This window comes from Megasphaera jansseni, from assembly GCF_047974155.1.
GTDB lineage: Bacteria > Bacillota > Negativicutes > Veillonellales > Megasphaeraceae > Megasphaera.
The window spans coordinates 80,083-98,728 of record NZ_JBHYRR010000003.1; the positions used below are offsets into that span (position 1 = coordinate 80,083).

Annotated in this window: 25 protein-coding genes; 1 reads left to right on the forward strand and 24 read right to left on the reverse strand. The window is 52.1% G+C overall.

Annotated elements, in window-relative coordinates; genetic code table 11:
* Positions 1–54: 54 nt before the first annotated feature.
* From ACE418_RS01980 to ACE418_RS02090, 23 genes are all read right to left on the reverse strand, one after another.
* Positions 55–432 (reverse strand): hypothetical protein, encoded by a 378-nt coding sequence (locus ACE418_RS01980; protein ID WP_020310794.1) that lies wholly within the window; start codon positions 430–432, stop codon positions 55–57.
* Positions 433–445: 13 nt separating this feature from the next.
* On the reverse strand, positions 446–907 hold the full coding sequence (locus ACE418_RS01985; protein WP_416448958.1) for a phage tail tube protein: 462 nt from the start codon (positions 905–907) through the stop codon (positions 446–448).
* 12 nt (positions 908–919) lie between these two features.
* Positions 920–1,327 carry a hypothetical protein gene (locus tag ACE418_RS01990; RefSeq protein WP_278968175.1) on the reverse strand — a complete coding sequence of 136 codons (408 nt, stop codon included), beginning with the start codon at positions 1,325–1,327 and terminating at the stop codon, positions 920–922.
* Complete coding sequence (locus tag ACE418_RS01995) at positions 1,324–1,713, reverse strand: hypothetical protein (protein WP_416448960.1); 390 nt, start codon at positions 1,711–1,713, stop codon at positions 1,324–1,326. Before ACE418_RS01995 ends, ACE418_RS01990 begins: the two co-directional genes overlap by 4 nt.
* Positions 1,710–2,174: a hypothetical protein gene (locus ACE418_RS02000; RefSeq protein ID WP_416448962.1), complete on the reverse strand. Its 465-nt coding sequence runs from the start codon at positions 2,172–2,174 to the stop codon at positions 1,710–1,712. Before ACE418_RS02000 ends, ACE418_RS01995 begins: the two co-directional genes overlap by 4 nt.
* Before the next feature lie 4 nt (positions 2,175–2,178).
* Positions 2,179–3,033 (reverse strand): phage major capsid protein, encoded by an 855-nt coding sequence (locus tag ACE418_RS02005; protein WP_416448964.1) that lies wholly within the window; start codon positions 3,031–3,033, stop codon positions 2,179–2,181.
* Entirely contained in the window at positions 3,033–3,716 is a 684-nt protein-coding gene (locus ACE418_RS02010) for a hypothetical protein (RefSeq protein ID WP_416448965.1), read from the reverse strand. Before ACE418_RS02010 ends, ACE418_RS02005 begins: the two co-directional genes overlap by 1 nt.
* A gap of 117 nt (positions 3,717–3,833) precedes the next feature.
* On the reverse strand, positions 3,834–4,007 hold the full coding sequence (locus tag ACE418_RS02015; protein WP_416448966.1) for a hypothetical protein: 174 nt from the start codon (positions 4,005–4,007) through the stop codon (positions 3,834–3,836).
* A gap of 14 nt (positions 4,008–4,021) precedes the next feature.
* Entirely contained in the window at positions 4,022–5,476 is a 1,455-nt protein-coding gene (locus ACE418_RS02020) for a DUF6883 domain-containing protein (RefSeq protein WP_416448967.1), read from the reverse strand.
* Positions 5,476–6,849 (reverse strand): hypothetical protein, encoded by a 1,374-nt coding sequence (locus ACE418_RS02025; RefSeq protein ID WP_416448968.1) that lies wholly within the window; start codon positions 6,847–6,849, stop codon positions 5,476–5,478. Before ACE418_RS02025 ends, ACE418_RS02020 begins: the two co-directional genes overlap by 1 nt.
* A 12-nt stretch (positions 6,850–6,861) precedes the next feature.
* Positions 6,862–8,115 (reverse strand): PBSX family phage terminase large subunit, encoded by a 1,254-nt coding sequence (locus ACE418_RS02030; protein WP_416448970.1) that lies wholly within the window; start codon positions 8,113–8,115, stop codon positions 6,862–6,864.
* Positions 8,093–8,599, reverse strand: coding sequence for a terminase small subunit (locus ACE418_RS02035; protein WP_416448972.1), 507 nt, complete (start codon positions 8,597–8,599; stop codon positions 8,093–8,095). Before ACE418_RS02035 ends, ACE418_RS02030 begins: the two co-directional genes overlap by 23 nt.
* A gap of 237 nt (positions 8,600–8,836) precedes the next feature.
* Positions 8,837–9,349, reverse strand: coding sequence for a hypothetical protein (locus tag ACE418_RS02040; protein ID WP_416448974.1), 513 nt, complete (start codon positions 9,347–9,349; stop codon positions 8,837–8,839).
* A 325-nt stretch (positions 9,350–9,674) separates the two neighbouring features.
* Entirely contained in the window at positions 9,675–9,920 is a 246-nt protein-coding gene (locus tag ACE418_RS02045) for a hypothetical protein (RefSeq protein WP_416448975.1), read from the reverse strand.
* Positions 9,904–10,113 (reverse strand): hypothetical protein, encoded by a 210-nt coding sequence (locus ACE418_RS02050; protein WP_416448977.1) that lies wholly within the window; start codon positions 10,111–10,113, stop codon positions 9,904–9,906. The genes ACE418_RS02045 and ACE418_RS02050 overlap by 17 nt, the downstream gene beginning before the upstream one ends.
* A 115-nt stretch (positions 10,114–10,228) precedes the next feature.
* The gene (locus tag ACE418_RS02055; RefSeq protein WP_416448978.1) at positions 10,229–10,750 is read right to left on the reverse strand and encodes a hypothetical protein; all 522 of its coding nucleotides are present in this window, start codon (positions 10,748–10,750) and stop codon (positions 10,229–10,231) included.
* 9 nt (positions 10,751–10,759) lie between these two features.
* Complete coding sequence (locus ACE418_RS02060) at positions 10,760–11,182, reverse strand: RusA family crossover junction endodeoxyribonuclease (RefSeq protein WP_416448979.1); 423 nt, start codon at positions 11,180–11,182, stop codon at positions 10,760–10,762.
* Complete coding sequence (locus ACE418_RS02065; protein ID WP_416448980.1) at positions 11,172–11,459, reverse strand: hypothetical protein; 288 nt, start codon at positions 11,457–11,459, stop codon at positions 11,172–11,174. Before ACE418_RS02065 ends, ACE418_RS02060 begins: the two co-directional genes overlap by 11 nt.
* A 260-nt stretch (positions 11,460–11,719) precedes the next feature.
* Positions 11,720–13,726: an AAA family ATPase gene (locus ACE418_RS02070; protein ID WP_416448982.1), complete on the reverse strand. Its 2,007-nt coding sequence runs from the start codon at positions 13,724–13,726 to the stop codon at positions 11,720–11,722.
* Between the two features lie 15 nt (positions 13,727–13,741).
* Complete coding sequence (locus ACE418_RS02075; RefSeq protein ID WP_416448984.1) at positions 13,742–15,334, reverse strand: DEAD/DEAH box helicase; 1,593 nt, start codon at positions 15,332–15,334, stop codon at positions 13,742–13,744.
* Positions 15,335–15,811, reverse strand: coding sequence for a DUF669 domain-containing protein (locus ACE418_RS02080; RefSeq protein WP_416448985.1), 477 nt, complete (start codon positions 15,809–15,811; stop codon positions 15,335–15,337). It lies immediately after the preceding gene.
* Between the two features lie 15 nt (positions 15,812–15,826).
* Positions 15,827–16,882, reverse strand: coding sequence for an ATP-binding protein (locus tag ACE418_RS02085; protein ID WP_416448987.1), 1,056 nt, complete (start codon positions 16,880–16,882; stop codon positions 15,827–15,829).
* Positions 16,883–16,895: 13 nt separating this feature from the next.
* Positions 16,896–18,227: an AAA family ATPase gene (locus ACE418_RS02090; protein ID WP_416448988.1), complete on the reverse strand. Its 1,332-nt coding sequence runs from the start codon at positions 18,225–18,227 to the stop codon at positions 16,896–16,898.
* A gap of 50 nt (positions 18,228–18,277) precedes the next feature.
* Between ACE418_RS02090 and ACE418_RS02095 the strand changes: the two genes are divergently transcribed.
* Positions 18,278–18,445, forward strand: coding sequence for a hypothetical protein (locus tag ACE418_RS02095; protein ID WP_337465710.1), 168 nt, complete (start codon positions 18,278–18,280; stop codon positions 18,443–18,445).
* Here the strand turns inward: ACE418_RS02095 and ACE418_RS02100 are convergent.
* Positions 18,429–18,590: a hypothetical protein gene (locus ACE418_RS02100; protein WP_159459055.1), complete on the reverse strand. Its 162-nt coding sequence runs from the start codon at positions 18,588–18,590 to the stop codon at positions 18,429–18,431. The genes ACE418_RS02095 and ACE418_RS02100 overlap by 17 nt on opposite strands.
* Positions 18,591–18,646: the final 56 nt, after the last annotated feature.

The following is an 18,646-nucleotide window of genomic DNA, read 5'->3' on the forward strand; positions in this document are numbered from 1 at the left end:
ATTCCAGCCATTCATAAAAAGACGGGGGCGGCTTATCGCTGGCCCCCTCCGCCTCTAATCTTTTTTTTCGTCAGCTACGTCCTGCCGGGCTTTCTCCGTCAGTTCTTCAGGAAAAGCGCCATAGTAAGCAGCCTTTCCGAGAATACCACTGCCAGCGATGGCCTTGACGGCCGGGATATAGAAATCTTCCTCCAGGCTCTTGCCCTGGTCAAGCAATTCCTGGATGCGTTCTGCATACCACAGTTCATTATGCTTCTTGTGATGAGCCAGGCCAATCATGAAGATCTTCGTAAGAACATTCAGATTCAATTCATTCCTGCTGACAATGGTACTGATACCTTCGCCGCAAGCTTGTTCCAACTGCATCAGACGAGCAATATTAAAGTACATATACTGCCCGTCGCCAAATAAATCAAAGGGAACTTTCTTCATGCTTCAATCCTCCTTACGCGCTAGGTGTCGTTAATTCAGACAACGGACCATTGCCAGACAACGTACCTTTAATCGTGGCAGCGTCGTCATATTTCGTCGACAGGCTGAAATCGGTAACAGCCGCCCAGCCGGTACGAAATTTCTTATCCGGATATTCAAACTTGACATGGACCAGCTGGCCATCATTGAAGGCATCTTCCAGGAACTGAGAGCCGGCATCGTTCAAAATGACGACAGATTCCAAGTCGATATTCCATTCACGAAGGCCGGCCAGCGAAGACTTCCAGCCACCAGACGTTTTATTGCTGGCGTCAATGGAATCAGCCTTACGCGTCAAATCACCACTACGCTGACCACCCAGCAAGGTCCAGGTCGGCGTAGCTTCCGTTTCGCCCGTATTCAGGTAAATCAGGTAATCCTTGCCGGCGGTAGCTACAGAGCCGGTATTTGTCGGTGTTGCATATTTACGTGCCATATAAGCACCCTCCTATTCTGTATACGTAACTGTGAACTGGAAAATAGCCAGGCCGATGTTCGTCATCCCTGCCGGCGTAGCAAATAAGATCTTATCGACGTTACTGCTTTCGGCCCAGCCATCAATTGTTTCATTTTCACGCAGCACTTCATCCACTTCCATGGCCAAGTCTTCAATATACTGCGCATCTGTCTCTTTCCCTTTCGGGTTCGGTGAGATGATTTCAATCGTGAAGACAGCCGAAGCCTGGCGCTTTCCCTTGCTGAACGGCTCGTAGGTAATCGAGTCACAGCAGATATACCCGGTCAGTTCCTTCGGATACGCCGGGCCAGATACAGCATTCAGCCATACCATATCAGGGAATTCATCTTTCAAAATCTCACAGATTTCATTGGCAATCTGACGGAATCGGTTCATCATGCACGGGACAAGCGGATTACCCCGACGCCCCCTTTCCCGCTGCCATCAATGCCGTCGATAGCAAAGTCAGCATAAGTCAGCCGGCTTTCCAGGTCCTTTGCCATCTGAACGTACATCTTATATTTCTGGAAATAAATATCTTCAGAACGGCTGCCATCAACCATAACCGTCGTATCCGAGCCAACCATATAGGCGGCACATTCCCGGCAGGCCACGGCTTTTCCCAACTGTTTGATAGCCAGGCGTGGCGGCAGTTGAATGTCAGCGTCAGACAGGCTGAAAGAAGCGGCTAAACGATGAAGGTAGTCATTGGCATAGTCGACGTCACAGTCTCTGCACGTTAGGATGTTGTCTGTAATATCTGCTAATGTAATGAATTCCATCATTTTACCTCCTCAAAAACCCGTCGGACAGCATTTTCAAATCGGCCGATGATTTGCCGTTTATTGGCGTTGGCTGCATTGAAGATGAAGGGATCTCGTTTGGTTCCCGGATGGTAAACCCGCTTTGCAAAAACGAATTTGCCGCCGGCAGTCCAGCGCAGGGCCAATTTCCGCTTCGGCGTAATAACATGCTTTGGCGTTCCTTGATGCAGGTAAATGGTAACCTTTCGGGTCGTGCCGACGGTACCTACCCAGGTATCCCTGCTGAACTGGACATTGGATTCAATAGACCGCTCAGCCTCGCCAGAACGCGTAACAAACTTATGCTTCTCACGGGCTGTCCGCTGAACATCCCGAACCGATGACAACATAGCCGAACGAAGCTGTTGCCGCGTCCCTCTGGAAATACGGTCCAGCCTGGAAATAGCTTCATCCAGGCCCTGGACCTCAATCTTCAATTCCATCGGCTTACGCGCCGGCAGTCGGGTTTGCCGTCATGCAGGCCAAGGCGTTCGGCTGTACGACCTGAGCCCCGTAAACAAACAACCCTTTGATAGCATCGCAGAAAGATTTTTCAGGACGGAAGGCTTCCGTCTTGGTTACCTGGGATGCAAAGGAAATAGCGTCCGTTGTGCCGGCCAAAATCTTGTACTTCGCATTGGCCGTATTCGGGACGTTGTTGGACTGGTAGATATTAAAACCAGCAGCCGTACCGATAAAACCATTGGACAGGACAGCGTCAGTCTTGGCCGTACCGGCAGCAACAAAGCGTTCGTCCTTAAGCATCAGGCCATAGAACCAGGACGGGACGACGACGAAGCGGCCGTCTGCCCGGACGTTCTTGTCATCTAATGCACATTTGAGGTCGACTAAAGCTTCATAAGCCTGTGCTGCCGTAGTCAATGCCAACGGGGTGGTATCCGTGCCAAGGTCTTTCGTGACGCCGGCTTTTTTGTAGAAGCTGGCGATATACTGATCCACAACATCGCGAACGCCATAAGAAGCACGCTGCATGGCGGCATCAATCAAGTTGACATTGGCCTGAGCGGCATCGACATCATCGACCTTGAAAGCAAAGTATTTCTGCTGGTCGATTTTGAGCTGGGTCGGCGTGCCATCGACGTCATCCAGTGTAATGTCTTCCGTCTTTTTGTAGTCCTTGATAGAAATATCACCAATCTGATTGATAATAACCGTGTCGCCGGCCTGGGAAATATCGCCTTCGTAATCACGGTTGCATAAGTTGCCGTAAATCAAGGCTTTATCGAGATGTGCCAGTAATCTGGCTTCCCAAATCGTAGGGATAAACGTAGTGATTGCCATTATTCTTTCACTCCTTTACTGATTTCCGCCCAGTGCTCATTGATTTCGGCCCTGGACATGTCTTTCAAATCATCCATCGTATACGTCTTGCCATCGGACCCGCTACCGCCTTTCGAACCACTGCCAGAGTGGCTGTCATTCTTCACGGCCCAAGGATTTGCACTGAGCCAGCCTTTTACGCCGTCTGCAATCGAAAGCTCCTTGTCCCCGTCTTTGTAGACAAGGCTGCCGTCATCTTTGGCACTAATGTTGCTAAGCAACACCTGTGCGAAGACGTCCGGCTTAACGGCCTTGCCATCTGTAAGGGCAGCCATGACTTGAGATTTCATGACGGACTGGATGCGCTTTGCCTTTTCTTCAGCAGCTTTCTTTTCACTGGCCGTATACTTATCAGTCAAATCTTTGACCTGTTTCTGCAGTGTTTCCATCTGCGCCCCCATTTTCTGAGGATCTCCGCCCAACTGCTGAAGGACAGACAAGGTCGTCGCTAAATTTTTGATAGAATCATCGACATTATCGCCATCACGCAAACCAAGGGCGTCCAGCACCTTGTTCCGAGAGATGCGATTATTGGCCGCTTCACTGCGTACTTTGCTGATCTCGGTCTGCAAGTCAGCCACCATAGAGCCGCCGTTTTCGATTTTTCCTAAAGCTTCAAAAATTTGCTGTAATGTGTAAGCCATTTTGTACCTCCTGGGTATAAAAAAAGAACCGTTCTTTTACGTCTGCGGTCCGCGTCTGGCGGCGAAAAGACAAAATATAAAATTGCAACAAAAAAGCGCCTACGTCAGGTAAGCGCTTTATACTGAATGCCAAATAATAGAATCGACATCCTCTTCTTTAACAAACGAATCGATATTGTTATCATCTTCTACGTGATAATCATACTTCCCATCGTTTCGACGGTAAACATCTAAAACAGTGACTTCTTGCCCACTCTTTAGCCTAATTACATCGAGTTCTTGTGCTTTCATAAAACCACCCATATCTAATCCTTCACATAGATACTTGTGAGCCTCGGGGCGCTTTCCCCATTATCAAATTGCCAACAAGTTCTAACCTTTGCAGATTTACCATTAGGCCCTACAAGAATCATATCTGCAAAATACTTGTTCCCATACGATGATTTTCCGTTGGGAACGGCTAAAACAATCGGCAAATGACGTCTTACATTTTCAATAAGCTCATTACCATTACTTAAATTATAGCCTAATGCTTTTTGAAAGGCAATTGCTTTGTACTTGCCTTTTGGATGGTCCGGGTTTAAAGCATATTTGAATATTTTCCCATCAGGAATTACCGCCTGCCCATAATTGGGTAATACATGAAATCGACTGATTCCAGTATCATCCGACCAATTACGCATATATTGGCGCCAGTCAGCCCGCCCTTTTTCCCAGGCACGGGCGCCGTCGATTCCCAGTAAATAACAGCGTTTCTGATGAGATTGCCGCTTGAGGTAGGCATCACCGCCATCCTTGATGTGATTGTGCTGCCGGCTCGTGTCGATTTCAGTCACGTAGACCAGCGACAGATGGCAGAGGCAGTGTGGATGGACCGGCAGTATAGGCGTCTTATCCTTTGGAAAGATACCCGGCCCCAGTCCCCAAAGGTTTGCCTGGGCATACATATCGCAGATGTCATAATGAGGATGACGACTGGACAGCGTCCACTTGTAAGCGGCGACATCATCGTCCGTATCGTAACGTGCATGGAAGCCATCAGCCCAGGCACGGGCCGCTTCTGTCCGGGCAATGCGTTCGGCCACGTAGCGGCTCTTTTCTTCCAGGGCCACATGAACGGCCCTGTCCAACGCCTTTTCGCTTCCATCGGACACGGCGTTCAATAACTCGCTGTACGCCGTTCTAAGGGCTTGATTCGGGGCGCCATGTTCTCCTATCAGCGCCACTTGTCGGCGGGCTCTGCGGACGAGCTGGAGCATCTGCGCCCTATCTGCGGCAGTCAGTTCCGACCGCCTGGCAAAATTCACAATATCCTGCAAATACTTCGGCATTTCCTGCTGCCTGACGACAGCCTGCCCGCTGCGGTATCCATCATACAGCTGCCGGGCCGCCTGCATGGCATGACGGTTCTGTTTCAACTGGTCCTTGATGGTGCTGACGACACGGGCGCGCATTTCTTTATTAGCGCCGTGGAGTTTCTTCGATAAGGTCATCCCTGACTCATCCCAGGCTTCTTCAAGTTGCGAAGGGAGCAAAGGAATTGTCTGCCCATAGCCTGCTTCACACGCCTCTTTGATAGCCTGTCTGACAGCATCCATAAAGACATCGCTAATTTTATAGGTCAGCCAGGCCTGTTCTACAATGGCCTTAACATCCCCGTCTTCATCTAAATTGTCGATGACGTAAAGGGCAACGGCATCAACGGCCCGTTGGAATACTCGGCTAAAACGCTTCAAGATTCCCGAAATAGGGCTTTTCATCAAGCATCACTCCCGTCAGGCTTCTCACCTGGCTTAGGGACCGGAGGCTCTTTCGGCGGTTCTTCGGGGGCTGTCGGCTCTGCATTCGTTTTATCGTCATCTGAGTTCTGCATCTGCTCAACGAGTTCATCGAAGCGCTCGTCAGGAATGTCCGGACAATAAGCCGCCATAACTTTCTTGAGCACTTCTTCCCGCAAGCCGTCTGTCAAATCCATATCCAGGACCATCTGCGCCTGAGTCAATTCATTGGCCACGTCGACAATACCAAAGTCATCGGGATACGTCACGGTGTACTCAATATCGCTGTTCAGCCACTTGGCCACGACTTCCATAACAGACTCTTCGGCTCTGGCACACTGCAGCGAGAAGTTGGCCAACTGCTGATTTGTCCGTTCAAACTCCCACTGCCGCGCGATGCCGCTATTGTTGTTCTGGGACGTATTGATGACAAAGGACAAGTTGGCCATGCGATACATTTCCTGGATGAGCGACGCAATCTGATTCTGCAAGACTGTCGCCGGATCAGACGGCGGGGCAATGAATGCCGGCGCATGACTGCAATCCGGGTTATACCCCAGCGCGTTGTTTGTCCCGACGACCAGGTCATTGACATCCAGAGACGGAATTGTCAGTAGCGGAAACGTCTGATTCCGCAAAATTTCACCCAGCCAGGAACAATGATTGTACAGAGCTTTGGCCGTCCTGGCAATTGGCAGTAGTTCCGGCACCGGGCGCATCGTCTTCTGCTCCAGCATCCGGGAAAATAGCGGCACGACCGGCACACAGCCAAGACCATGCTCGCCCGATGACTTCATGAGCTCATCGCCCCAGACTTCCCAGCGCTGGCGGTCATAATAAACATACCGATATTGAGGCGCTCCGTCCTTGATACTGGCGATTTCCTGGAATTGGATGTACAGCAGAGCACCCGTTTTGTCAACGCCATATTCCACTAAATCCTGCGGCCCCAGTACGTAAGCAAAGGGGAATTCCCGCTGCTGTAGCATTTCAGCCAGCGTCCGCGCCTGTAACTCTCGGACATTGTCAATCACGATGAACGACACCCCGTAGACCTTGGCCATAATAGCCGCCCGCTTCATGAACATATGGATGTCGGTACCACTGGTATCCACGTCTTTCAAGAATTCTTTGATGGTCGGGGCCGCCGGCCCGGAATAGTCACGCAACGGCTGCCTTTTAAAAATAGGATCTACCAGGGCGTTGACGATAGGGCTGAAATAATTCAAGTAGTATGCGTTTTTCTGGCGGAAGCGGTAATCATCATCTGCTTCCCGTTTGTGCTTGTTCAGGTACTGGCCCGTTTCAAAGCCGCCGGACCCATAATAAGCGTCTTTAAGCAGCGTGTAATCCATAAAAGCTCCCTCCTAAAAATTAACGCGCCGAGATACGATTTTATCCCGGTTCATGATTTCAGACAGCCCATAGCGTACCGCGTCGATACTATGATTATTGGCATCTGGGTAAGCGCTGATGAACTGACCGTCTTTGTTGCGGTCGTACTCGTAAGCGACAAATTCTTTGTACGTGTTCGGACAGCGTCGCTTGTCGATGTAAATGTGTGCGCGGTTCTGAAGCCAGCGCATCCCAAAGTCTATGCTGTCCGGTCCTTTGCGGGCGCCGGAAATACGAAGCCCATAATCGCTCATTTCAGCAATACTCTTCGGTTCAGCTGCATCGGCCAGGATACGTCCGCCATTAATGCGAACCTTGATGGCCTTAGCCGCCTGGCTGTTCGTCATCTTCTGCCGGTACAACTCATCGAAGATATACAGATCTTCCCGTTTCGCATCATAGTACATAGCGACATAGGCCAGCGGATCCACAGCAAAACCGAAGTCCAGGCCGTAATACAACTTGTCAAAATTTCCGACAAGTTCATCACTCATGGCCATGTCTTCAACGTTCTCAAAGACAGCGCCACCAGTGCCCGTGACTTCGCCTAAGTATTCGTGGCGGTACGCCGTTTCGTTACGTGCCTTGAGCTTCTCTGCGTCTTCAAAGAAGCGGTCCCCCAGCCATTCCCTGGGGACGCCCAGATACGTCGAATGATGGACCAGCCGGTCTGGATCATCAAAAAGTTTTTCTTCGTTTACCCAGTTATTTTGCGACTTCGGCGGGTTGAAAGAACAGAACTCCCAAAAGATGGGGCCGCCTCGCAGCAATGACTGGTTGAGGTTGCGGATTTCTTCCATACCGCTGAACTGGTCCAGCTCTTCAATCCAACAAATCCCGACATAACCGAACGGCAGTTTGATGGACTTGATTTTCTGTGGGTCGTCGACGCCGAAGAACAGTATCTTCTGGCCGGTCTTCTTGTACGTAATCTCATGAGGAGACGTCTTAAAGCGGAACTTGTCCGTCAACCCCAGGGCATCAATGCCCCACTGCATCTGGGGATAAACGCTGTTCTTGATAGTGTTGCCGACTTTCCGGAGCACAACAGCATGACACTCCGGATTCTTGATCATGAGCGGCGGTATCTCGATACTGATATCAGATGACTTCGTGGATCCGCGGCCGCCTTCCAGCCAGTAATAGGTGTGGCCATGCTGCTTTATATCCTGATGCAGGCCCCAGAAATGAGGCGCTATGATATTACTCAGTCTGATGGTCTTCATAGTCCGCTCCTATGTCATCAATGATCTGGACGTCGTTATCGTCATCCTGCCCAGCGTCCTTCAATTCCTGTTCCAGCTTGGCCAGCTTTAGCCGCTGCTCTTTCGCATCCATATCGGACGGATATCGCTTCAGCAGATTTTCCGCCGCCTTGATACGGTCGCGGACAGACGCCCGCGTTTCTACCAGACTGGCACGGCTGCATCCATCACCCGTGCCCTCAACGACAATCTGTACATCCTTGACTTCACCGCGCAGCGTCGCCGTCAGGAACTTCAGGACCTCGTCTGCCTTCGCGATACGCTTGTCTTCCAGCGCTTTGAGCCTGGCATCGATTGCGGCTTTAATCCTAGGTTTTCCTAGGTTTTCCAGTCCAATCGCCTCAGCTGTTTTAGGAGAATACCCAGCCCGCCGTGCTGATTCCGTGGCATTCCCGGTCTCGATATAATAATCAATAAATCGCTTCTGTTTCTCTGTCAGCTTCACTACATGTTCACCACCATCCTCTTTTCAGGCATGAAAAAAAGAACCTTGCCGGATGGGAGGCCACCTTCCAGCGCAGTTCTTCTTAACAGTGTGTGGGCCGAGAACACAGCATGACCGCCATCAGGCTGTATTCCTTCGGCCCCTCTTTTCACGATTTCATTATACCGCACTTTTTCGCCTTTTTCATTCGCGGGATATTTCCCAAATAAAAGTTATCCACAATCTATCCACAAACACCTAATCAATAAAAACAAATCGTGTTTGTATGGGCATGGCCCGCAGTCCGAAGTAACGGTTGGCCAGTTCCTGCAAGGCGTCTTTGCCGTGTTTGAAGCAGAACGACGTGCTGGCATTGACCATCTTGGCCGTCCATTCCCAACTTTTCGCGCCGTCGATGTAATAGATCTCTAAAATCTTCTGGTCCGTTTCATCCAATTCGTGGAAACATTTCGCCAGGCGGTCCATGCGTGTCTTGATGTCCTTGACGTTCTGCTGCAGTCGCTTCCGTTCGTCCTTGAGCTGTTCATGCCGAAGGTAGTCCGATTCTTGCGGACTCGTCCCGTCACTGCCGCCACAACCGCCGGCACCCGACAAAGCCGGCACTTTCGGGACCGGCTCTTCATCGAGTGTCCAGGTAATATCGTCGATACGCATTTCCATGTCTTTGATGTAGTCCGTAAAGGCGACATAGTTTAGCAGATAATTAGTAATAATCAGAACGTAATCATTATGACCTTGAACGATTGACATTGAACTACCTCCCTTTAAAAGCACGACGGAACGCCTCTTCGGCTTCGTCTTTACGATGAGCGGAGCAATCCCGCTCGTTCTTGCACTTGCGCACAAACTGCCCGAACTCGTCCGGGAACCAGTAGAAGTCCCCGTCGTCCAGAAGCCGTCCGCAGAATGCGCAACGGCTCCGGACTTCCTGGGACTCCGGCCGGCGAGTCCATGGCGTGTGTGACGGCTCTTTCTTTCGTCGTCTATTTTTGCGTCCCACGCCCTTACTCCTTCCGTCTATGTGTAATTTACCGCAAATAGAATCTAAATGCTATAGCGGCGAAACTAAAACGTTTTATTTACCGCCTTTATAGCGATACCCGCGGGCCACTTTTCGTTTTGCATGGCGGACCCGGCTTTTTACGGCATGATTCCGGCAGGAACGCTGCCAGCCCCTTACGCCATAGTAGCGCTTCGTCCCGCCGGGTACTGAATTCCACCAAAGATCGACTACCGAGATAAGACGTTTAGCAAGATACGGCTCTATTTTAATAGGCTTCAAACTAATTGAACCAAAATCAATTTTAATCTTCATGTCCATGACCTGCCTTTCGTTTAAATCGCAATACCGGCGGGCAATGCTTGCCCCACTGATGCCCATTCAAATCACGCTGGCCTTGTTTCGATTGCCAGGGGAATTGTCGCTTCTGCCGTTGCTTTTGGTAAAACTGCCGTTCTTCTTCCGTCATCTGCCGGCAGTGTACCGGCCCCGGTGCATACCAATTATCATCCATCGTAATCCCTCCTACTGTGAGCAATAAATAAGTGCTGCCGTGAAGGCAATCCAGAATACCACACAGTATATGGCAATCAGCCTCCACGTAATGACCTTCATCCGATTGATTTCAATCATCCTTTCCCTCCCAGCTTTCCCTGCTGCAGTTCACGCTGCGGGACGACATGGCCTTTCTGATCTTCTTCCCGCAACCGTTTCAGCAAAGGCAATAGTAAATTCACATAATCGTTCAGCGGCTCCTTCGTTTCGTTGTACTGATCGATATTTTTCCAGCCATGGCCACCGATGATGGGCCGGATGACATAGCCATAGTCGTCATCCTTGACCAGCTCACAGCCATTGGCACGCAGCGCACAAAGGATAGTTGCGAAATCGCTGTCCAGGAAAGCCGCCTGCAAAAGCAGCCAGGCCCATTGCCACCGGTCCGACGGGTGGTATTTCTCGAAGTCGTCGGGATATTCCTCGACGGGCCAGTTTTCCGGCTTCCTGGCATTTTCCACATGCTGGACGATGTTTTCCACCAGGCCCTTGATGTCAGGATCCCGTTGCAAGAGCTGGGCATGAGGGGTTTCCATGGCCTCCAGGACTTCACGGAACGCCGACCGGGCCCGGGCAATCATTTCATTCCGTCCCATAGGCTCCTCCTAATCGTCGTCCAGCGATTCAATCTGGACGTAGATGCCGGACTGAGGAGCGTAAAACTTTTGGATGCATTCCGAAGCGACCTGGGCGTCATCCCGCCAGAAGCCCAACGACGTCAGGACGTCCTTGAGCATCTTGACCAGGTTATCCGTGTCGGGCTTTGTCGCCTTCCAGGTTCCTTCCGGGTGCAGTTTCGTCGGCGGATACAGCCATTTCGTCGTCAAGGCTACGGGCCCCATGATAGGCTGTTCCGGCCGGAACTTCGTAAAGCTGGCCATGAACAGAGACCGTGTTTCCTTGACCGCCGGCGGCTCGTATGTATGGGGCTTGCCATCACGCCCGACGACGAGCTTCTTCATCTGATGCGTCGCCGACGGAATCCGCTGCATAGGTACGAAGAAATGAATCATGTCTTTATCTGTCATTTTTCCCTGCTCCTTTCCTTGCCTTCCAGTTTTTATAGGTGCACATTTCTGTACCATCGACTCCCAACAAGAAACATAAATAGTGTGACGACGTCCCACCATCGTAGCCGGTTCCGCGCAGAATCAGGAATGAGGCAACTTCTGCAAAAGTCGTATGAAGCTGGCAATGGTAACATAGAAAGTTATCCATAATCCGCTCGGCCTTTTTGACGTCGAAGCCATACGGCAAAATGCGATGGCCTGCCGAATCTAAATATTCAATTTCTTGATTCATCATTTTTTCTACTCCTTTCGTCGCCGCATGGTCCTGGTTCAGGACGACAAATAGGGAATAGGGACAAGGGGCACTTTCAGCCCCCTTGTTCCCCTATTTGTTGTCCAAGGACCCACACGGATTTATGCATGGACAGACATCCCTATATATATAACGGATGCCGTCCGTTTTGTCCGTATAAATATAATGGCATCGGTACAGTTGTCCGTATATTAATTTAATAATATTCAGCGCGGACAATTTCGGCATCTGTACGGATGCCGTCATTTTTTAGTCACAATTCCGTTTGCAAAGTCAAAAGCATCATCATCTTTTAAATATCTTCGGACGCTTCGCTCTGTTATATCCATATATTCGGCGAGGTCGCTGACCGTCACTTTTCCATTGATGAGGCAGGCATTATAAGCGCTTTCAAGTTGTGCCATTTTGGCTTCTTTCCGCTTCCGTTGCGTTTCCCGTCCCTTCTGCCGCGGGTCTTTGTCGCAGTCTGGCGTGAGCTTTTCCAGCTCGCCGCTGTCGTCAACGCGATGGATGGGATACTCGAACCACACGTTCAGGGGCTTGAAGGGCTCGAACTCTCGGAGCGTTCCTTCGATGCGCCAGGCCGTGCCAGGCAGGCCGACCTGGTCCGACGTGTTCAGCTGAATCATGTCCAACAGGGCGTCGGCATCGCGGGCGAATACACCGGAGCCGCTGGCCCGGTCCATGGACCGCTTGCTCCCCTGGGCGCCCTTGCTGTGATGATGGCAGTAAATGACAGCGCAGTTCAGCTCGGTGCAAACCTTATCGAACTGGTTACAGAAATGAGCCATCTGGTCAGCACTGTTTTCATCGCCTGTGATGATCTTATAAATCGGGTCGATGATAATGGCCGTGTAATTCTTCTTGGATGCCCGGCGGATGAGCTTCGGCGCCAGCTTGTCCATCGGGATGGATTTGCCGCGCAGTTCCCAAATGTCGATATTGGCAATGTTGTTGGCCGGCCACCCCAGGGCGTCATACACGTCTTTAAAGCGGTGCAGACAGCTCGGCCGGTCCAGTTCCAGGTTGACGTACAGGACGCGTCCCTGGGAACAGTACCAGTTGAGCCACTTCCGCCCTTCAGCGATGGCAATAGCCATCTCGATGAGAGCAAAGGATTTGCCAGCCTTGGATGGTCCTGCCAGCATCATCTTATGGCCTTTCCGCAGCACGCCCTCAATGAGCGACGGTGATAGTGGCGGCAGGTCGTTCCACACGTCCTTCAGGCTTTCCGGCTCCGGCAGGTCGTCGTTGACGGCCTCAATCCATTCGCGCCATTCCACGAAGTTTTCCTTGCCCAGGTTGGTATCGATGAGATACTGCTTTTTGCCATTCCGGAGGACGCCAGGCATCCGAGACAGCCGGGACGGGTTCCGATTCTGCGTATCGATGGCCAGCCCGTTCTTGCGGCAGATGGCATAGAGATAGTCGACACGCTTCCGATATTCTTCATAGTTGCCGGCGTCAATGTGGACGATGGCATGAACGCTTTTCCCGCCGCTATAGACCAGGCAGGCAACTGGCAGTTCCAGCTGCCGGATGATTTCGTTCTGCTTTTCCAGCTCCATCGAGTCGGACTCGACCAGGGCGAAGCGGAAGTCCGTCACGTTTTCGTTACGGACGCCTTTGCCATCCAGTGGATTGAACCGGATCCAGGCGCCGACCTTGGGGTTGTAGTCCCCCAGGACGGCTCCCAGGTCCCCGTCACAGACTGTCAGCTCTTCGATGAGTTCCCCTGCAGTACGGCCATAGTTCCCTTTATTCGGCAGGAACTTCCCGTCTTTTTCCCAGGAGCTCGTTACATAGCCGACATAGTCGGTACTATCAAACAGCGTTGACAAGTATTTGATGAGGTCTTTGACAGGGTCCCAGTTATCGCCCGGGGCTTCCAGTTCCCGCCCTTCGACCCAGTTCTTGTCGACGACGACCTGGTCATCCCGTTCGGGAATCAGGTCATCCCAGTCATAAGCGATGTCGGGGCCGGCTGATGAGGTCCAGCCGCCCCGCTTCGCCATGTCGACAATCGTAGCGCCGGTGACTAAAGACGTAGCGTTATTGTCAAAAGTGTCCCATTTCCGGACACATTCGCCGGAATGATACCGGCCAGCGTCGCGAAGGCTCCAGGTATCCCAGTCAGCGACGCTGTAGCCTTCGAGTTTTAACGCCATGCCTACATTTACCCACTCCTGATAGGTGCAGAACGACGGGTCAATATAGTCCAGGAGGGGTATGAGATTGATGTTTTCCAATATGCCCGCCCTCCTTTATTCTGGCTGGTACGTCGCCGGGATGATACCGGCCGGCATCCGCCAGCCAGTGGCTGCAATACGTCCGATGAGCTTAGACGCCGCTGCAAAGGACCAGGTACCGACATGCCGGAAGCCGCGGGCCTCCAACAGCCGGATTTGCCGAGCCGTTGCAAGCCCCAGTTCCTTGCGCTTGATGAGCCGGTCCAGCAACAGCTTGGCCTTGCCGGCATTTTCGATTTCATCGGGGAAGATACCGAACTTTTCCAGGGCTTTAAGCTGCTTGTCCGATGCCGGCATCATTTCCCAGCCAAATGACGGCACGTAATCTGCCAGGTCTTGCGCCTGGATGGACATTTCAAACTGCAGTGGATCTACCAGTTTCCGCTTGCGCTTCTTCATGGCTGCCAGTTTTTCTGCCAGGGCGGCTTCGCGGTCGGCAACGACGTCTTCTGCCGCTTCTTTTTCCAGGACTTCCAGGTCTGTTGGCTCGCCAGACTCGTTGAGCTTTTCCGTCATCTTCTTGGCCACGTCTTTCGTTTCGGCGATGAGGCAGGCCGGGCGGCATAGCTCGTGCTTTTCTGTATTCCAGAGGAAGTCGAGGAGCAGCACTTCTTTCTTGCCTGGAAAGAGCCGCGTGCCGCGCCCGACCATCTGGCTGTACAGGCTGCGGCTCTTCGTGGCCCGCAGGACGATGACGCAGTCTACAGATGGGCAGTCCCAGCCTTCCGTCAGCAGCATGGAGTTGCAGAGGACGTTGTATTTGCCGGCATCAAAATCGGCCAGGACCTGCGCCCGGTCTTCGCTGTTGCCATTGACTTCGGCGGCCCGGAAGCCGGCTTCATTCAGGATGTCACAGAACTTCTGGCTTGTCGCGACGAGCGGCAGGAAGACGACGGTCTTGCGGTCCTTACAGTAATTTTGCATTTCCCTGGCAATCTGGTCGAGATACGGGTCCAGTGCCGTCCCCAGCTCACCGGCCTTATAGTCGCCGGCCGAAAAACCGACACCGGAAATATCGATCTGTAGTGGAATCGTTTGAGCCACGATACGGCAGAGGTAGCCTTCTTTGATGGCCTGAACTAAGCTGTATTCGTAGGCCAGGCTATCGTAGTAACTCCCCAGATTGCGCATGTCGGCCCTGTCCGGCGTGGCCGTGACGCCTAAGACCTTGGCATCGCCGAAGTACTGTAAGACACGCTGATAGCTGTCTGAGACGCTGTGATGGGCTTCGTCGATGATGATTGTGTCGAAGTAGTCCGCCGCGAATTGATGCAGCCGCTTTTCCCGTGTCAGTGTCTGAACACTGCCGACGACGATGCGCCGCCAGGACCTGATGCAGGTCTGCTCTGCCTTTTCCACGGCACTTTTCAGCCCTGTTGCTTTCTCAATCTTATCGCTGGCCTGTTCCAGGAGCTCGCCGCGATGGGCCATGATAAGGACCCGTTCGCCGACCCGGACCCGGTCCTCAGCGATTTTGGCGAAAACAATGGTTTTGCCGGTCCCTGTGGGAAGGACCAGGAGTGTTTTGGTATGGCCGCTGTCCCATTCATGCAGGACGGCCTGTTCGGCCTCCTGCTGATAGGGACGCAGCGTGACGCTGCTGCTCATTTAGAACGCCCCCTGTGTGTAGGCGGGACGCTGCGCCGGCTGACTCTGCGGCTGTGAAGCCTTGGGAGCTGCCGTCTTGTCGTAGAAGCGTTTCACGTCGTTGTAATCTTTCCCGTTGTACTTGCGGATGCTGACCTGCATACGGCCTGTCGCTCCGATAAGCTGATTCCAGGCAATCCGGAAGTGGCCATCACCACGCTGCATCATGCCGACAGCGCAGGCGAAGTTAGTCAGCTGCCATTCGCTTTTCGAGTGCAGGAAGAGATTCTGGCGGATGCGCCCTTTCGTGCCGTCTGGCGTCTGCACTTCATATATCAGCTTGGCCATCGGGCAGGCCGGCATTTTGTCGCTGCCATCGAAGTGGGCCCGCTCGAAATCAACGATTGTAAAATCATAATCACCGGGAGGGACGATTTGAAAGGAGTCCTCCACTTCGGTAAATTCATCATCCCAACTGAATGCGCGTTCTTCTGTCATTGTCATTACCTCCTATTAAAACGGAACTTTCTTTAACTGATTGATGACCTGCAGCATCTGCGGAAAAGCCGCCACCAGGCATCCCATGACGAAGTCTTCCGGGTAGTCTGCAATCGGCATGTCTGCCGGGAAATAGCCCTTGTATGCTACGGCCTGCTGAATGTCCTGGGCCGTAACATTGTTGGCTGTCATGAGGTCCGCCAGGGCTTGAGGAATGGCTTCGGGCGCCTGGGCGTCGGGCTGTTTTTCTTCTGCCTGGACAGGCGGCTGCGGCGATTCTTTTGACGGAGCCGGTGCTTCCGGAATCGGATCTGGTTCAGCAGGTGCCGGCTGCGGCGGCGCTGTATTCATGACCGGGATACAGTACGCGATTTCCTGATAGTCAAAAGGCAGTTCTTCGGCCAGACCGTGCCGGTTCTTGGCATCCCAGCACGGATTGTGCGCCGTATACATGACCCGCTTGCCGCCGCTGACTTTCTTCTTGTTGTCCTTCGTCGTGATGACGATTTCTTTGTAATTCACGAAGAGAACCATATCCGCCCATTCTTTGGCCAGGGCGGCACACTGGTTGCCGGCTTTTTGTCCCAGTTTCAGCTCATACCGGTCATAGGCCCCTGTTTCTTCGGGCAGCTCAAACTTGCGGATAATGCTGTGGGCTGTTAGGACAACATTCATGCCGGCGTCAATGAGATCTGACAGGCTGTCTAAGAGCCGACCAAATTCTTCTTTGACGTAGGTGTAGCCCTTGCCATACCCAAAATCTTCAATGCCGACCTTCCCATTGGACTGGCAGATAGCTTCTTCGCAGAGCCGTTCGGCCCAGTCCGCTGTATCAATGACCAGGGTATGGTAGCCCATCGTATCCCCTTTGAGGTCTTTGATATACTGCTTGAGCATCTGCCAGGACGTCGGCCGGGGCAGGCGGTCCACTTCAAGGTGCGATGTGCTGCCTTCTGTATCGATGAACAGGGGCCTGGGGAACTGTGCGGCAAACGTTGACTTGCCGATACCTTCCGGGCCGTAGATGACGACTTTCTGAGGCTTTATGATTTTCCCTGAGATGATCTTCATGATTTACTCCTTTCTAAAACGTGCCAGGCGTCCACTTCGGCGTTTCTGCTTTCGGCGCCAGCTGCGGAGTTTCCTGGGAGCGTTCTTCTTTGATATACCCATCTTCGATGATGATACTGCAGGTGTCATCGGTCCCGACGCGGGTAGCGATGACCTGGAGGCCTTCCCCTTCCAGCCATTTGCCGAAGGCGGCCAGGGTTTCCGGGTCCATCTGCTCTAACTTGTCCATGAGGACGAAGCCGCAGTCCGGGTTGAGCTTGCGTACGATGGCCGTAGCGACCTGCAGTTGTTCTGCGCCGCTCATGCAGTCCCACTTCTGTCCGTTATACGTCAGCTCGCCATCCTGGACCGACAGCCCTGGCAGGGGCATGTCTGCCGAATCCAGCAGTTTCATCCGCTGTTCTTTCACGGATTCAATCTGCTGGGTCAGGTCGCCGTACTGCCCGGCCAACTCATCAGCTTCGGCCTGGACCCGGTTCTTTTCGGCATTCGCCCGGACCTTGGTATTGATGGCGTCAATATTGGCGATGTCCTGTTCCAGTTCGGCCGTGCTTTTATCCTTCCAGTTCGCTGAAGCCGTTTCAGCGCTGTTGATGTCAGCCGTAACGGCGGTACGTTCATTGATGAGCGCTTTCTTCTTGGCTGCCAGTTCATTCATTTTTTCATCGATTTCATCCAGTTCCACGTCGATACAGGTCTGCTGATCCTTTAAACTTTCCAGCATGTCCCGCTTGCGCTGGTTGTCGGCATTCTTGGCCAGGATGGCCTGCTGTCGCTTGATGAGTTCAGATGCGCTGACCGGTTCCGCCGGCGCATCGGGATACCAGGCCAGTTCTTCCGCGTGCTTCTTCTTGCGGTCGGCAATCCGGCCGACTTCCAGGCGCTGATTGTATAACGATTTTTCCTGGCGATCTAAAACGGCCAGCTGGTCACCGACGCCGATGATCTGCAACAGTGTTTCGGCCTTTTCATCATTCCGGGCATCCATGAATTTCGGTAGGTTCAGGGCCAGCTTTTCGATGAAGCTGTCTAAGAGCTGCTGGCCGGCTTTCTGCCCTGACGGGTCGATGACATGAAGGGCCGAAGACTTACCCTTGCGTTCCACTACCAGGCCGTTGCTGAGTTCGATGTGGATAGACGGCGGAGCGGCACTGCCAATGCGCTGGGATTCGGACGGCTTGAGTTTGTTGCCGCCCAGTGCCCAGGCAATGGCATCCAATACAGAAGTCTTGCCCTGGCCATTCCGGCCGCCGATGACGGTCAACCCGTTTTCCGTCGGCGTCAGCGTAACGGCCTTGACGCGCTTCACATTTTCAATTTCTAACTGTCTGATTTTTACTGACATATATCTCATCCTTTCTATGGTATAATCACACTCATAAGGAGGTGATCCTAATGAGCGTGGAAGAAATAACAAAGGAAATCGTAGTAGCAATGATTCAAAAAGGATACTTTGACCAATGTACTGACAATCATAATCAAACAACTCGAACAGATGAACGAATTCAGTTAATATCTAAAGCGTTTAGGGAAATATGCTCGACCGTTAAAGATGCGCGGTAATTAGCACCACATTTTCTCTGATCTCCCTGATGGTATCAGGGTTTATTGTAGTTACAGAACTATGCATTGCATCCTGTATTAAAAACAATGTCAGTTCTTCAAATGCATGGATAATTTTTTCTTTATTCTGATTTTGCAGTTCCATAAGTTACCTCCATCTGGTATAATAAATTTGAGTATTTTGGTATGTGGCTGTTGTCG